13 protein-coding genes are annotated in these 14,465 nt (G+C 52.7%); 10 read left to right on the top strand and 3 right to left on the bottom strand.

Going from position 1 to position 14,465, the window contains the following annotated elements:
* Positions 1-101: 101 nt before the first annotated feature.
* From V6575_RS03440 to V6575_RS03395, 10 genes are all read left to right on the top strand, one after another.
* Positions 102-2,087 (top strand): AMP-dependent synthetase/ligase, encoded by a 1,986-nt coding sequence (locus tag V6575_RS03440; RefSeq protein WP_340272644.1) that lies wholly within the window; start codon positions 102-104, stop codon positions 2,085-2,087.
* Entirely contained in the window at positions 2,084-2,899 is an 816-nt protein-coding gene (locus V6575_RS03435; RefSeq protein WP_340272643.1) for an ABC transporter ATP-binding protein, read from the top strand. The genes V6575_RS03440 and V6575_RS03435 overlap by 4 nt, the downstream gene beginning before the upstream one ends.
* 16 nt (positions 2,900-2,915) lie before the next feature.
* Positions 2,916-3,869, top strand: coding sequence for a branched-chain amino acid ABC transporter permease (locus V6575_RS03430; protein WP_340272642.1), 954 nt, complete (start codon positions 2,916-2,918; stop codon positions 3,867-3,869).
* A 3-nt stretch (positions 3,870-3,872) separates the two neighbouring features.
* Positions 3,873-4,949 carry a branched-chain amino acid ABC transporter permease gene (locus V6575_RS03425; RefSeq protein WP_340272641.1) on the top strand — a complete coding sequence of 359 codons (1,077 nt, stop codon included), beginning with the start codon at positions 3,873-3,875 and terminating at the stop codon, positions 4,947-4,949.
* Between the two features lie 109 nt (positions 4,950-5,058).
* The gene (locus tag V6575_RS03420) at positions 5,059-6,387 is read left to right on the top strand and encodes an ABC transporter substrate-binding protein (protein WP_340272640.1); all 1,329 of its coding nucleotides are present in this window, start codon (positions 5,059-5,061) and stop codon (positions 6,385-6,387) included.
* Between the two features lie 74 nt (positions 6,388-6,461).
* Positions 6,462-7,319, top strand: a complete 858-nt coding sequence (locus V6575_RS03415; protein WP_422785506.1) for an ABC transporter ATP-binding protein — start codon at positions 6,462-6,464, stop codon at positions 7,317-7,319.
* 53 nt (positions 7,320-7,372) lie between these two features.
* Positions 7,373-8,614: a phenylacetate--CoA ligase family protein gene (locus V6575_RS03410; protein WP_340272639.1), complete on the top strand. Its 1,242-nt coding sequence runs from the start codon at positions 7,373-7,375 to the stop codon at positions 8,612-8,614.
* A 243-nt stretch (positions 8,615-8,857) separates the two neighbouring features.
* A complete protein-coding gene (gene hemH, locus V6575_RS03405; protein WP_340272724.1) occupies positions 8,858-9,889 on the top strand; it encodes a ferrochelatase in 1,032 nt (343 codons plus the stop codon).
* A gap of 141 nt (positions 9,890-10,030) precedes the next feature.
* Positions 10,031-11,023 carry an SPFH domain-containing protein gene (locus tag V6575_RS03400; RefSeq protein ID WP_340272638.1) on the top strand — a complete coding sequence of 331 codons (993 nt, stop codon included), beginning with the start codon at positions 10,031-10,033 and terminating at the stop codon, positions 11,021-11,023.
* Entirely contained in the window at positions 11,020-11,499 is a 480-nt protein-coding gene (locus V6575_RS03395) for an NfeD family protein (RefSeq protein ID WP_340272637.1), read from the top strand. Before V6575_RS03400 ends, V6575_RS03395 begins: the two co-directional genes overlap by 4 nt.
* A 45-nt stretch (positions 11,500-11,544) precedes the next feature.
* Here the strand turns inward: V6575_RS03395 and V6575_RS03390 are convergent, their stop codons facing one another.
* From V6575_RS03390 to V6575_RS03380, 3 genes are all read right to left on the bottom strand, one after another.
* Positions 11,545-12,399 (bottom strand): flagellar motor protein MotB, encoded by an 855-nt coding sequence (locus tag V6575_RS03390; RefSeq protein ID WP_340272636.1) that lies wholly within the window; start codon positions 12,397-12,399, stop codon positions 11,545-11,547.
* A gap of 27 nt (positions 12,400-12,426) precedes the next feature.
* Positions 12,427-13,194, bottom strand: a complete 768-nt coding sequence (locus V6575_RS03385) for a motility protein A (RefSeq protein ID WP_340272635.1) — start codon at positions 13,192-13,194, stop codon at positions 12,427-12,429.
* Between the two features lie 142 nt (positions 13,195-13,336).
* Positions 13,337-14,347, bottom strand: coding sequence for a KpsF/GutQ family sugar-phosphate isomerase (locus tag V6575_RS03380; RefSeq protein WP_340272634.1), 1,011 nt, complete (start codon positions 14,345-14,347; stop codon positions 13,337-13,339).
* Positions 14,348-14,465 lie beyond the last annotated feature (118 nt).

The raw sequence follows: 14,465 nt of genomic DNA, 5'->3' as shown, positions 1-14,465 counted from the left end.
AAAAGAAAAACACCTTGAATGGTGTGGCAAATGGGTTGTTTCATAGGACTATAAAATTTGACCCCGGGAAACGGGGCAAACCTAAAAGGGATGGAACCGCCATGGCAGGGTTGGCCGAAGTCGCATCATGCGGCGAGGACACCTTTCCGAAGATTTTGTTGCGTAATGCAATAGACTTTGGAACCCGAACCGCTTTTCGGGAAAAGAATTTCGGAATCTGGCAGAGCTGGACATGGTCTGATGTTCTCAACGAAATTCGTAGCTTTTCGCTTGGTCTCAAAGAGCTAGGCCTTCAGCCTGGCGATAAGGTTGCCATCGTCGGAGCAAACCGTCCAAGGCTCTATTGGTCGATGGTTGCAGCCCAGGCCGTTGGGGCGGTTCCAGTGCCTGTTTACGCAGATTCAGTCGCCGAAGAAATGGCTTATGTTCTGGGACATGCAGAAGTTCGTTTTGCGGTCGTCGAGGACCAAGAGCAAGTCGACAAACTGCAGTCCATGTCGACCGAAGTGCCAAGCCTGACACAGATCATCTATGATGAGACCCGTGGTTTGCGCGACTACGACCATACGAACCTGCATGATTTTTCAGTTGTTCAGGAGCGTGGCCGGAAAGTTCTGGCTGCCGATGCTGGCGCTGAAAAAGCATGGGCTGATGGATTTTCCGCGGCGACCGGGACTGACATTGCAGTGATGCTTTATACGTCCGGTACAACGGGCCGCCCTAAAGGCGTGATGCTGTCCTTTGACAATCTGGTTATCTCTGCCCGCAACGGCAACACGTTTGATAGCCTGGATGAGAGCGAGGAAGTACTCGCCTATCTGCCGATGGCATGGATTGGCGATCACGTGTTCTCACTGGCTCAGGCATTCACAGCTGCATACTGCGTGAACTGCCCGGAGAACATGGATACCATCGAGGTGGATCGCCTCGAGATCGCTCCGTCCTACTTCTTTGCGCCACCGCGCGTGTTTGAAAACATGCTGACCTCTATTTTGGTCAAGATGGAAGATGCAGGGCCAACCAAGAAAAAACTGTTCGATTATTTCCTGGGCGTCGCCCGCAATTGCGGAGAAAAAATCCTGAACGGCGAAAGCGTGCCGTTGAAGGATCGTTTTCTCTATGGCCTTGGAAATTTCTTTGTCTATGCCCCGCTGAAAAACCGTATGGGCCTGACACGTCTTAAGGTCGGATACACTGCTGGCGAGGCCATCGGGCCTGAGATTTTTCAGTTCTATAGAGGCCTTGGGCTCAACCTGAAGCAGCTTTACGGTCAGACCGAAGCCAGCGTCTATATCACGCTGCAGCCTGATGGTGAGATCTACGGCGATACGGTGGGCAAGCCAGCTCCGGATGTTGAGCTGAAGATCGCCGATAATGGTGAAGTTCTTTATCGGTCTCCGGGCGTGTTTGTCGGATATTTCAAGAACGACGAAGCAACTCGTTCGACAAAAACGGAAGATGGCTGGGTTCACACTGGCGATGCCGGTTTTATTGCAGACAACGGTCATTTGAAGATCATCGACCGGGCCAAAGATGTCGGCAAACTGACCAGTGGGGCTTTGTTCGCGCCGAAATATATCGAGAACAAGCTGAAATTCTTCCCGAACATCAAAGAAGCTGTTGCTTTCGGCAATGAGCGGGACATGGTCGGCGTGTTCATTAATATCGATCTGACGTCGGTCGGGTCATGGGCCGAACGTCATAACGTGAACTATGCAAGCTATCAGGAACTTGCAGCTCACCCCGACGTCTATGCGATGATCGAAGGTCATGTGGATCAGGTGAACCGAGATCTTGCGGCTGAGCCGATGATGGCGGGCGCACAGATTCAGCGCTTCTTGATCCTGCATAAGGAATTGGACGCCGATGACGGGGAGTTGACCCGAACGCAGAAAGTGCGCCGTACTTTCATCGCAGATCGTTATGCGCCTTTGATTGAAGCGCTTTATGACGGCTCGACGCAAAAATATGTGAAGACCGAAGTGACATTTGAAGACGGTCGGATCGGCGCTATTGAGGCAACTGTCGAGATCCGCAATCTGACGCCGCATCCGGTTGGCGCAATCCAGCAGGAGGCCGCCGAATGAACGCGATTTCAAGCAGTATTCCAGAGGCGGCGCAGGCCCTTGAGCGGGAAGATCTTTTGAGAGTAGACAATGTGTCGCTTTCTTTTGGCGGTGTGAAAGCTGTCACCAACATTTCCTTTGATATCAAGAAGGGCGAGATCCGCGCCATTATCGGCCCCAATGGCGCTGGTAAGACATCCATGTTGAACGTCATCAACGGGTTCTATCACCCGCAGGAAGGCACGATCACCTGGCAGGGCAAAGTGCGGCGGAAAATGAAGCCGTATGAAGCGGCAAAGCAAGGCATCGCGCGGACCTTTCAAAATGTAGCGCTGTTCAAGGGGATGACCACATTGGACAATATAATGTCCGGTCGTTCGCTCAAGATGCACCGCAATCTCTTCTGGCAGATGGCGTGGTTTGGTCCCGCCCGTGTAGAAGAAATAGAGCATCGCAAGAAGGTCGAGGAAATTATTGATTTTCTCGAAATTCAGGCCATTCGAAAGACACCTGTCGGGCGATTGCCATACGGATTGCAAAAGCGGGTTGAGCTGGGACGAGCACTTGCAATGGAGCCAGAGCTGCTTCTGCTGGATGAACCAATGGCGGGCATGAACCTTGAAGAAAAAGAGGACATGAGCCGTTTCATTATCGATGTGAACCAGGAGTTCGGCACGACAATCGCTTTGATCGAGCATGACATGGGTGTCGTGATGGATCTGTCGGATCGGGTTGTTGTTCTGGATTACGGCAAGAAGATTGCTGATGGACGTCCAGACGAGGTGCAGGCCAGCCAGGCCGTTATCGATGCATATCTCGGCGTGAGCCACTGACGGGGAACTATAAGCGATGCTTTACGACATATTTATCGATCCCTTCGTCCAGATGGTCGAAATGCCGGATTTCTTTCTGCAGGTTTTGTGGGAAGGGTTCGTTGCGGGGATTCTCTACGCGCTGATCGCACTGGGGTTTGTTCTGATCTTCAAGGCCTCCGGGGTGTTCAATTTTGCCCAGGGCATCATGGTGGTGTTTGCGGGTTTGACGCTGGTCGGTCTTCACGAACAAGGGGTGCCAGCGTTTCTGGCGCTGATCATGACCATTGGGGTGATGGGGATTCTGGCTTACGGCATTGAGCGCGTTGTGATGCGCCCATTGGTCAATCAGCCGGATATCATCTTGCTTATGGCAACCATCGGCCTGACCTACTTCCTGATCGGCTTTGGTGAGTTTGTTTTTGGCGGTGAGCCGAAAAAGATGATCGCTGAAGAGCTTGGCTTGCCAACAGGATCGACGGCGTTTGAATTCGGCGAACGCGGCCTGGTGATCCTGCAGCACATCGATATCGCGGCGGCTGTTATTGCCATCTTGATGGTGACTGCGCTTGGTATCTTCTTCAACAAGACCAGGATCGGGCGTGCGCTTCGGGCTGTGGCAGATGACCATCAGGCGGCGTTGTCAGTCGGGATTTCGCTCAATCAGATCTGGGCCATCGTCTGGTTCGCTGCGGGGCTCGTAGCCCTCGCGACCGGGATCATGTGGGGCGCGCGTTCAGATGTTTCCTTTGCTCTGGAAATTGTCGCCTTCAAGGCACTGCCCGTGCTGATTTTGGGCGGCTTCACATCTATTCCAGGTGCGATTATCGGCGGCCTGATCATTGGGTTCGGCGAGAAAATCGGCGAAATTTATTGGGGTGGTCTGGTTGGCGGGGGGATTGAGTCCTGGCTCGCCTATATCATCGCGCTGGTCTTCCTTCTGTTCCGTCCGCAGGGTCTCTTCGGCGACAAAATCATCGAGCGAGTGTAATCCATGTTTTATCGCGAAGCTGGTCAATTCAAGACGACCTATGAGGCTGATCAGGCGTTGTTCCCGATCCGTCAGGACCGGTATGGCCTGGCTGTCATCATCGTCATAGCGCTTGTTGTGGTTCCATTCTTGTCGAACGACTTCTTCCTGTCGTCCATCATGATCCCGTTCCTGGTGTTTTCTCTTGCGGCAATTGGCCTGAACGTTCTGACCGGTTTTGCCGGGCAGTTGTCGCTGGGAACAGGAGCTTTCATGGGCGTTGGGGCCTATGCCGCCTACAAGTTGACCTCGATCTTTCCGGACGTAAATGTCATCGTGGTGGTGCTGTTGTCTGGAGTATTTTCAGCTGCGGTCGGGGCGGTTTTTGGTCTTCCAAGCCTGCGTATCAAGGGTCTGTATCTGGCGGTCACAACGCTTGCCGCACAGTTCTTTCTGGAATGGTGCTTTATTCGCATTCCATGGCTCTACAATTACAATGCGTCTGGGGCCATCGAAATTCCAAAACGGGAAATGTTCGGAGTTGTGATCTCCGGTGCTGAGGCAACCCCGCTGGCACGTTACTTTGTGGTTCTGGCGATCACCGCCTTTATCGCGCTGTTGGTGGCGAACATCATGCGCGGCCGGATTGGTCGCTCCTGGATGATGATCCGAGATATGGATATTGCAGCCGAGCTGATGGGGGTTCGTCCCTTGCAGACCAAGCTGATGGCTTTTGCCGTGTCGTCTTACATCTGCGGTGTTGCCGGGGCGATGATGGTGTTCTTCTGGCTGAATGCTGCCGAGGCGTCTTCTTATTCAATCACGCTTTCATTCCAGATCCTGTTCATGGTGATCCTGGGTGGACTTGGTAGTGTGGCTGGATCGTTCATGGGGGCAGCGTTCATCTGGATCTTGCCGGTGTTCCTGAAATTCGTTCCTGGTGCAATTGGCATCTCCATTGGCGCCGAGACCGTTGAGCATTTGACGTTCATGATCGTCGGTGCCTTGATCATCTTCTTCCTGATTGTCGAGCCACACGGGTTTGCCCGTCTTTGGCAGCTTGGGAAGCAAAAATTGAGGGTGTGGCCGTTTCCTTATTAAGAGGGCCACTCTGATCAACGCCGTCCGGGCATCGGACCTGTCCGGAGAGGAATGGCGCAACCGGTTCGGCGGTCGCAAACTGATAACGCGATCGCAAGGGAGGAAATAGATGAAGAATTTCAAGCAATTCGCGCTCGGCTCTGCCGTCGCGCTTGCCATGGGAGCCTCGGGTTTCGCGACCCAAGCTGTCGCAGAAGATTCCAATTACGTCCCACTGCTGACGTATCGGACTGGACCTTACGCTGGATCCGGCATCCACATTGCCAACGGTATGCATGACTATCTGCAGATGCTGAACGAGCGCGATGGTGGCATCGGTGGCGTGAAGATCGAGATTGAAGAGTGTGAGACAGGCTACAACGCACAAAAAGGCGTTGAGTGTTATGAGGCGACAAAAGGCAAGAACGCGATTGTCTATAACCCTTATTCCACGGGCATCACGCTGCAGCTTATTCCAAAGGCGTCTGTAGACAAGATCCCTGTTTTGTCGATGGGGTATGGTCTTTCTGCTGCCGCCGACGGGAATGTATTCCCTTGGGTTTTTAACGTTCCTGATACTTATTGGGACGGCGCATCTGTTGCCATCAAGTATATCGGCGAGCAAGAAGGCGGGCTTGATAACCTCAAGGGCAAGAAGATTGGTTACATCTTCCTTGATGCGGGTTACGGGCGTGAACCAATCCCATTGCTTGAACAGATGGCTGAAAAGTTCGGCTTTGAGCTGGTTAAATATGCGGTTCCTGGAAAGGAAATGCAGAACCAGTCCTCGCAGTGGCTGAACGTTCGTCGTGATCGCCCTGACTACATGGTTATGTGGGGCTGGGGTGCAATGAACCCTACAGCGATCAAGGAAGCGGTCAAGATCCGTTACCCAATGGATAAGTTCATTGGCGTCTGGTGGTCCGCTGGAGATGACGATGCAGCTGCTGGCGGCGAAGCTGCCAAGGGCTACAAGGCGATGAATTTCTCCGGTGTAGGCACTGACTATCCTGCGATCCAGGATATCAAGAAACTTGTTGTGGATGCTGGCAAGTCGCAGACTGATCCAAAGTCAATCGGTAGCACGCTTTACAATCGTGGCGTCTTGAACTCGGTGATTATTGCTGAAGGCATTCGTGCTGCTCAGGAGCTGACCGGCAAGAAAGCGATTACTGGCGCTGACATGCGGATGGGTCTGGAAACATTGGACTTGACCAAGGAACGTCTCGCCGAATTGGGCCTGACAGGTTTTGCGCATCCCATGAAGGTAACCTGTGAAGATCACGCGGGCAGCTCCCCTGTGTTCATTCAGCAGTGGGACGGCGAAAAATGGGCTGTAGCCAGTGGTTGGATTGAGCCAATGACCGATATGGTCCGTCCTCTCCTTGAAGCGGCTGCCAAAGAATATGCCGAAAAGAACGCGCCTTGGCCTGCGCGTACAGAAGCCTGTCCGAACTAATTGGCTGGCATGGCCTGAACGGGTCAAATGTCCCGCCGCATTTTGCGGCGGGGCTCTTTCGGAGAGTATTGAAAATGTCGACCCCAGAGATGACTGTACATACTGAAGCCACCTCTGCTCTCGGGCAGAGCGAAACGATCCTGTCGGTGAACAACATCGAAGTGATCTACGACCACGTGATCCTTGTTTTGAAGGGTGTGTCTCTGACAATTCCCAAGGGGGGCATTGTGGCTTTGCTCGGAGCCAATGGCGCGGGCAAGACGACAACATTGAAAGCGATCTCGAACTTGCTTGGCGCTGAACGCGGCGACGTGACCAAGGGCAAGATTGTTTTTGAGGGCGAGGAAGTTCAATCCTTGTCACCAAACGAACTGGTCCGGCGCGGTTGCATCCAGGTGATGGAAGGCCGGCATTGTTTTGGCCACCTTTCGATTGAGGAAAACCTTCTGACCGGTGCTTACACGCGCAAAGACGGCGCAGCTGCCATCCGTGCTGATCTGGAAATGGTCTATAATTATTTTCCGCGGTTGCGCGAGCGCCGACAAAGCCAGGCAGGTTACACCTCCGGCGGCGAGCAGCAAATGTGTGCGATTGGCCGGGCTTTGATGAGTCGGCCAAAAATGATTCTTCTCGATGAGCCCTCCATGGGATTGGCGCCACAGCTGGTGGAAGAAATTTTCGAGATCGTGAAACAGTTGAATGATCAAGAGGGGGTGTCGTTCCTGCTCGCCGAGCAGAACACCAATGTTGCCCTGAGATATGCGACCTACGGCTACATCATGGAATCAGGCCGTATTGTTCTTGATGGTGACGCCGCAGCGCTCCGAGAAAATGAAGACGTGAAGGAGTTCTACCTTGGCGTTGGCGGAGAGGGACGGAAATCTTTCCGCGATGTAAAGCACTACAAAAGAAGAAAGCGCTGGTTGGCCTAGGAGCTGATTTAAAATCAGACCCTGAAGAAATGCAGCAAGGCGGAGACGGAATCATGACCGACGATACGTTTGATGCGCGCGAGCGGGTGACACCGGATCAGCGCGAAGAGCATCTTTTTGCCAATTTACCGGAGTTTCTTGCCCATGCAGTGGCAGGGGCTCCAGGTTGGGCTGCGCATTTGGGCGGGCTTGATCTGGGCTCAATCAACAGTCGTTCGGCTTTGGCGTCACTGCCTGTTTTACGCAAATCGGAGCTGATGAACCGGCAAAAGGCCGCGCCTCCCTTTGGCGGATTTCTTGCTGGAAGTCTTGAAGGCGTGGAGCGTGTCTTCATGTCTCCTGGACCCATATGGGAGCCTCAGGCCCGTGGCAGTGATCCCTGGAATGGGGCGAGGGCGCTGTTCGCTGCTGGGTTCCGGAAAGGCGATATTGTTTTCAATGCCTTTTCATACCATCTGACGCCAGGCGGGTTTATCCTTGATCATGGGGCACGTGAGCTTGGTTGCACGGTATTTCCAGCGGGTGTTGGAAACACAGACCTGCAGATCGAAGCAATTGAAACCCTCCGACCGACTGGCTTTATCGGGACACCGGATTACTTGAAGGTTTTGCTCGACCGTGGTGCGCAACAGGGGCGCGATGTATCATCCATAAAGCGCGCACTTGTGTCTGGTGGTGCCTTGTTCCCGTCTCTGCGGGATGAATACCAGTCCAAAGGTATTTCTGTGGCTCAGTGCTATGCCACGGCTGATCTGGGCGTGATCGCATATGAGAGTTCTTCTCCCGAGGGCATGATTGTCAACGAAGACTACATCGTTGAAATCGTGCGTCCTGGAACGGGAAAGGTGGTTGCTCAAGGAGAAGTTGGCGAGTTGGTAGTGACCTGCTTCAACAAGACCTATCCCCTGATCCGCTTTGGAACAGGCGACCTTTCTGCCGTTCTTACGGGACAATCAAACTGTGGTCGTACCAACATGCGGATTGCTGGTTGGATGGGACGGGCGGATCAGCGTACCAAGGTCAAGGGCATGTTCATTGATCCAGCGCAGATTGCTGACATTGTTGGCCGTCATGATGAAATCATCAAGGCGCGTCTGACTGTTGGCCGCTTGGGCGAGAGCGACGCGATGACATTGATGGTAGAAACCAATGTGAGCGATGATGGGGGCTTGGCCGAGCGGATTGCTCAAAACTTGCGTGAAGTCACGAAAATCAAAGGCATTGTTGAATTGGTCTCTCCGGGCAGCTTGCCGAATGACGGAAAAGTTATCAGTGATGAGCGGGACTATGGTTGAGCGCTTGAGATCGAGACTACGTGTCGGTCAAATGATCGGGCGGGTGGATGACAGGTGGTGCTTTAATTTAGAACCATTGTGATCTAAAAGCTGAAGCGTGGCGTAATAATTTTGCCCAACTGGTAAAGCAATTACCCGTCTCAATGTTCCTGTCTTAAGTCGCCCAGTGATTAAGCCGACTTCATCGGAAGTTCTATGACCTCTCAATCCAAAACACCCGTGTCCGTCCAGCAGGCTGCCGAAATGCGGCAGGTTCACCTTCCTGATGACCATCCTCCGGTGAAAACTGGTAAGATCGGCGTGCTCATGGTGAACCTAGGAACGCCTGACGCGACAAGTTATTGGCCAATGCGCCGGTATCTTCGTGAGTTCCTGTCTGACAAACGTGTGATCGAATGGCCAAGGGCTCTTTGGTATCCGATCCTATACGGCATTATTCTCATGACGCGGCCTGGCAAATCCGGCAAGGCGTATGAGGAGATCTGGAATCACGAGAAAGACGAGTCTCCGCTTCGCACGATCACTCGCAGTCAGTCTGACAAGTTGCTGGAAATCATTGGCGATCATGGAGGTCGTGTTCAGATCGATTGGGCGATGCGCTATGGCAATCCGTCAATTCGTTCACGTCTGGAGGCACTCAAGGCTGATGGGTGCGATCGGATTCTGATCTTCCCGCTGTATCCGCAATATTCTGCTGCAACGACTGCGACTGTGAATGATGAAGTCTGCAGGGCGTTACTTGATATGCGCTGGCAACCAGCGATCCGCACAGTTCCACCTTACCATGATGACCCGGTTTATGTGAAAGCTCTTGCCAAGTCTGTTAAGCAGCATCTGGACGAGCTGGACTTCAAACCTGAAATGGTTCTGACATCCTACCACGGTATTCCTCAGTCTTACTTTCGGCGTGGGGACCCTTATCATTGCCATTGCCACAAGACCACGCGGCTGATGCGCGAGGTTATGGGCTGGGATGACAAGCAGCTCAGGTTGACCTTCCAGTCGCGCTTTGGGCCCGAAGAATGGTTACAGCCTTATACGGATAAGACCGTTGAACAGTTGGCCAAAGACGGTGTGAAAAATATCGCAGTCATGAACCCCGGGTTTGTAGCGGACTGTCTTGAAACGCTGGAAGAAATCGCGGGTGAGGCTGGAGAGATCTTCGAGGAAAATGGCGGTGAAAATTTCACGCATATTCCTTGCCTGAACGACAGCGATCTCGGAATGGAAGTGCTGGAGCACATTGTTCGGCAGGAACTTAGCGGCTGGCTTTAATATTCATACCGTCCAGTTTTTGATATTATAAATGGGGAGCCTTTGGCTCCCCTTTTTGTTAAGGTTGACGCAGCGGGGTAGAACCTGGTCGCAAAGCGACGCATACTCTCCGTCCCATCATCCTGCTTTGTGGAGCACTTTATGCCTCAGGAATTTTTCGGTTTCGATATCGTGCTTCTGGTTGTTCTGGCCCTGGTCATTCTTGTCGTTGTTTCCGGTGTGAAGACCATCCCACAAGGGTATAATTATACAATTGAGCGTTTCGGCAAATACCGTAAGACACTGTCTCCTGGCCTTAACTTCATTGTTCCCTTTATCGACCGTATCGGTCACAAGCTGAACATGATGGAGCAGGTGCTGGATGTGCCGTCACAGGAAGTGATCACACGAGACAACGCGACGGTGACGGCCGATGGAATAACATTTTATCAGGTGATTGATGCGGCGCGAGCTGCTTACGAAGTCCTTGGCCTGCAAAACGCAGTCCTTAATTTGACAATGACCAACATCCGCTCAGTCATGGGGTCGATGGATCTGGATCAGCTGCTGTCAAACCGTGATGAAATCAATGGCCGGTTGCTCAATGTTGTCGACGCGGCGGCTGAGCCATGGGGCATCAAGATCACACGCATCGAAATCAAGGATATCAACCCGCCCAAGGACCTGGTGGAAGCGATGGGCCGTCAGATGAAGGCCGAGCGTGAAAAGCGCGCTTCCATTCTGGAGGCAGAAGGCAAGCGCCAGTCGGAGATCTTGAAGGCCGAGGGCGAAAAGCAGGCGCTTATCCTGCAAGCTGAAGGACGGCGGGAATCTGCTTATCGGGATTCTGAAGCACGCGAGCGGGAGGCCGAGGCTGAGGCAAAGGCGACCACATTGGTGAGCGATGCCATCTCCGCTGGTGATGTCCAGGCGATCAACTATTTTGTTGCCACCAAATACGTCGAAGCATTTCGGGAACTAGCCACATCACGGAACCAGAAAACTCTCATCTTGCCAATGGAGTCAACGGCTTTGCTTGGTTCTCTTAGCGGTATCGGAGAAATTGCCAAGGAGGCATTCGGTAGCGGCGATAAAAATACATCCAAGCCGAGCCGGGTGCCTGACACGGGTAACGGTCAGGGAGATGACACTTGAGTCTCATCGAACGCCTGTTTTTGGAACTTGGGCCCTGGAACTGGTGGATACTCGGGCTGTTGCTGCTTGGTCTTGAAATACTTGCACCCGGCGCGGTATTTCTTTGGTTCGGGGTGTCTGCCATTTTGGTGGGAACACTGGCATTGTTCGTGGAGCTTCATTGGCAGACGGCGCTCGTCATTTTCCTGGTTCTTTCCATTGTATGCCTTGTTGTTGGGCGCTTTCTTATGTCGCGATTGTCTTCGGAGAAGGGCGATATAGGTTTGAACCGGCGCGGTAGTCGTTACGTCGGGCGCGTCTTTGTTCTCATGGCTCCCCTGTCTGAAGGCACTGGAAAGTTGTCTATTGACGATACTGTCTGGCGGGTTGTCGGTCCTGACCTGCCCACGGGCACAAGGGTTCGGGTTACCGGGGTCCATGGTGCACGGTTGGCTGTCGAAGCCGCCGAGGCAGAGGATATAGAACTGCCGACTTAGCTGTTTTGCAGCTAAGTGAGGCTTGGGACAACAGCGGTTTTTGATTTACAGTTTGTGGCCAGGTGGAATTGGCGGTGCTTCTGCCATAAGAAGGATCCCAATTCGACGGTTGGCGGCCAGATAGGGGTCGTTCGGGAACATAGGTTCACTGTCGGCTTTCCCAATCACCGCAGAGAACTGGTCATCCGGTACGCCGTATTCATTCAGGATCTGCCTCGCGACATTCGCGCGTTCGGTTGACAGATCCCAACCCGTGTATGATGGGTCTGGAGACTGTCTGCCACTCGTTGTATGCCCAGTGATTTCAATACGGTTTGGCATTTGAGACAAAATAGGCGCCATTTTTGCCAGCAATCGCCGGGTGGTTTCGTATGGGTATTTGGAGCCTTCGCGGAACATTGATCGGCCGTCCTGATCAATCAGGAGGATGTTGAGACCTTCTTCCGTTTCCTCAAAAATGATGTTGCTTGAAATTTCTGTTATTTCAGGCATTTCCTGCCAAGCTTGGCGAAGCGAGGCTGCGGCCGTGGCAAATTGACGTGGCTTCTCGATTTCGGCTTCCACAGTATCGTGTGTGTTCGCTTCAGGCCCCTGCTGACTTTGCATGTCGTGGCTTTCCTGAGCAAAGTCAGAATCAAGTTCTTGTGGCCTTTGGCTGACGTCCTTCATGTAGTCCCGGATTGGAATGCCCTGGACCTCCATGATGCCGGTGCGCTTCGATGTGTCTTTTACGCCGAATGCTTCCTTCATGGAGCCTGCAACAACTTGCAGTTTTTCCTTGTCCTGAATCGAGAAGGAGATGATGAGAACGAAAAAGCAAACAAGCAGAGACATCAAGTCGGCAAACGTCACGAGCCAATCGGGTGCGCCGCCTCCGCCTTGTGGTTTTTTTCTCGCCATCGGTCCGCTTTTCCTTGTGTGCGCTGGTTATGCGGCTTCGAGTAGGGCTGCACGATGCTTGTCAGGCAGATAGGCGATCAGCATTTCCTGAATCAGGGCAGGGCTTTTGGATTCACGTATTTGAAGTACTCCATCGATGATCAGGGTTTGGTTCAACTCATCTACGTCGAACTTGGCATCCAGCTTCTCGCAAAGCGGAAGGCAGATGATGTTGGAAATCAACGCTCCATAGAGTGTGGTCAGAAGGGCGATCGCCATAGAAGGGCCAATGGCTGCAGGGTCATCCATATTCGCCAACATCTGAACCAAGCCAACCAGGGTCCCGATCATTCCGAACGCTGGAGCAGAATCGCCAAGAGCCTTGAAAACACGTTTTCCCTCAGCCAATCGGGTAAGCTGCAGATCACGTTCACGTTCCATAGATTCTCGGATGAAATCCAGTTCATAGCCATCGGCAATATACTGAACGCCTTTTGCCAACACTGTGTCCGAGACATCAACGTTTTCAAGACCAAGTGGGCCAGATTTGCGGACGACCTCACCCAGGTTGGTGATCTCGGAAATCAAATCTCTCGGGCTTATGCTCTTCCCTGCGAGAGCCACTTTGAAGCCCGTCCCAAAAGCAGAGCCAACGTCGGATAATTGAAAGCGTATCAGTGTTGCCAGAAGTCCGCCGCCGATCACGATCAGCATTGAGGGGACATCTATAAATTGGCTAATACTACCGCCAAGAAAGATAGCGGTGATAACAATGCCGAAGGCACCGATCATTCCGATTAGCGTTGCCAGATCCATTACGCACACCAAACACTGCGGGCAGTTCGCCCATTACAATTTGATAGTTACTGTAGTGGCAGTAAGGCTAATCAATTCCTAACTGAGCCCATACAAATGGGTTTGAGGTTGAAAAACTTTTCGTGACTAGGGGGTGGCGAGCTTAGGCTGCACCGATGCGCAGCAAATCATGCAGATGGATAATGCCTACAGGCCGACTATCCTCAACGACAAAAACGGTTGTTATTCCGGATGAGTTGATCATTTCAAGCACGCTTCCCGACAGCATTGAAGGGTCAATGGTCTTCGGAGCCTTTGTCATGATGTCTTCGACCGGTTTATCCAGGAAGTCTGTGCTTATGTGTCGGCGTAGATCGCCATCTGTAATGATACCGACAAGGCGGTGCAGTTCATCGGTTACCCCCAAAACTCCAAAGCCTTTCTGAGACATCAGAACAATGGCATTGCGCATTGGCAATCCGATTTTTGCGAGCGGGATTGTATCTCCGCCGTGCATTATATCTCGTGCTGTCTTGAGATTTGCCCCAAGGCGGCCGCCAGGATGGAAAACCCTGAAATCCTGAGCGGTAAATCCCCTGTTCTCCAGCAAGGCTATGGCAAGAGCATCCCCCGTCGCCATCTGGACAAGTGCAGATGTAGTGGGAGCAAGCCCGTGCGGGCAGGCTTCTGTTACGATCGGCATTTCAAGGACGATATCGGAGGCTTTTCCAAGAGTGCTGTTGGCCCTTGAGGTTATCGCTATGAGCGGAACCTTGAATCTGCGCGTAAAGGCAACGATGCTCGCCAGTTCCTGGGTCTCTCCGGACCAGGACAGGGCTATGACAGCATCATTAGCGGTCACCATGCCCAGATCGCCATGGCTTGCCTCAGCAGCATGGACAAAGAAAGAGGGCGTGCCGGTGGAGGCAAGAGTCGCGGCGAGTTTCACGCCGATATGGCCGCTTTTGCCAATTCCTGAAATGATCACACGGCCGGAGATCTTTGAGATCAGATCTGCTGCGTCACGAAATGGTGCAGACAATCCGTTTTGCAATGCGGTGCGTAATGCACTCAGGCCCGCGATTTCTGTTTCCAGCGTGCGTTCCGCAGACGTCAAAAATCGTGTGTCTTGAGCTTGTGAAACTTCTTCCGAAGCCTTGGAAGTTTCTAGCATTTCTAATCCTGACTCTAAACTTCGCCCCTATCTTCCATGTCTATGCCACCCTTTGTGAAGGTGCAAGTTGATATACGCACCTCAATTGGCATCTTGGCAGTACTCGGGATTTGGGTTC

Source organism: Roseibium algae (assembly GCF_037783265.1).
GTDB lineage: Bacteria > Pseudomonadota > Alphaproteobacteria > Rhizobiales > Stappiaceae > Roseibium > Roseibium algae.
The sequence above is the reverse complement of the archived record's forward strand: the minus strand, read 5'-3'. Positions and strand labels throughout refer to the sequence as shown.

Bases quoted from the DNA above. Each gene is read 5' to 3' on its own strand.
- V6575_RS03440 (WP_340272644.1), top strand. From the start codon at position 102: ATGGCAGGGTTGGCCGAAGTCGCATCATGCGGCGAGGACACCTTTCCG.
- V6575_RS03435 (WP_340272643.1), top strand. From the start codon at position 2,084: ATGAACGCGATTTCAAGCAGTATTCCAGAGGCGGCGCAGGCCCTTGAG.
- V6575_RS03430 (WP_340272642.1), top strand. From the start codon at position 2,916: ATGCTTTACGACATATTTATCGATCCCTTCGTCCAGATGGTCGAAATG.
- V6575_RS03425 (WP_340272641.1), top strand. From the start codon at position 3,873: ATGTTTTATCGCGAAGCTGGTCAATTCAAGACGACCTATGAGGCTGAT.
- V6575_RS03420 (WP_340272640.1), top strand. From the start codon at position 5,059: ATGAAGAATTTCAAGCAATTCGCGCTCGGCTCTGCCGTCGCGCTTGCC.
- V6575_RS03415 (WP_422785506.1), top strand. From the start codon at position 6,462: ATGTCGACCCCAGAGATGACTGTACATACTGAAGCCACCTCTGCTCTC.
- V6575_RS03410 (WP_340272639.1), top strand. From the start codon at position 7,373: ATGACCGACGATACGTTTGATGCGCGCGAGCGGGTGACACCGGATCAG.
- hemH (WP_340272724.1), top strand. From the start codon at position 8,858: ATGCGGCAGGTTCACCTTCCTGATGACCATCCTCCGGTGAAAACTGGT.
- V6575_RS03400 (WP_340272638.1), top strand. From the start codon at position 10,031: ATGCCTCAGGAATTTTTCGGTTTCGATATCGTGCTTCTGGTTGTTCTG.
- V6575_RS03390 (WP_340272636.1), bottom strand. From the start codon at position 12,399: ATGGCGAGAAAAAAACCACAAGGCGGAGGCGGCGCACCCGATTGGCTC.
- V6575_RS03385 (WP_340272635.1), bottom strand. From the start codon at position 13,194: ATGGATCTGGCAACGCTAATCGGAATGATCGGTGCCTTCGGCATTGTT.
- V6575_RS03380 (WP_340272634.1), bottom strand. From the start codon at position 14,347: ATGCTAGAAACTTCCAAGGCTTCGGAAGAAGTTTCACAAGCTCAAGAC.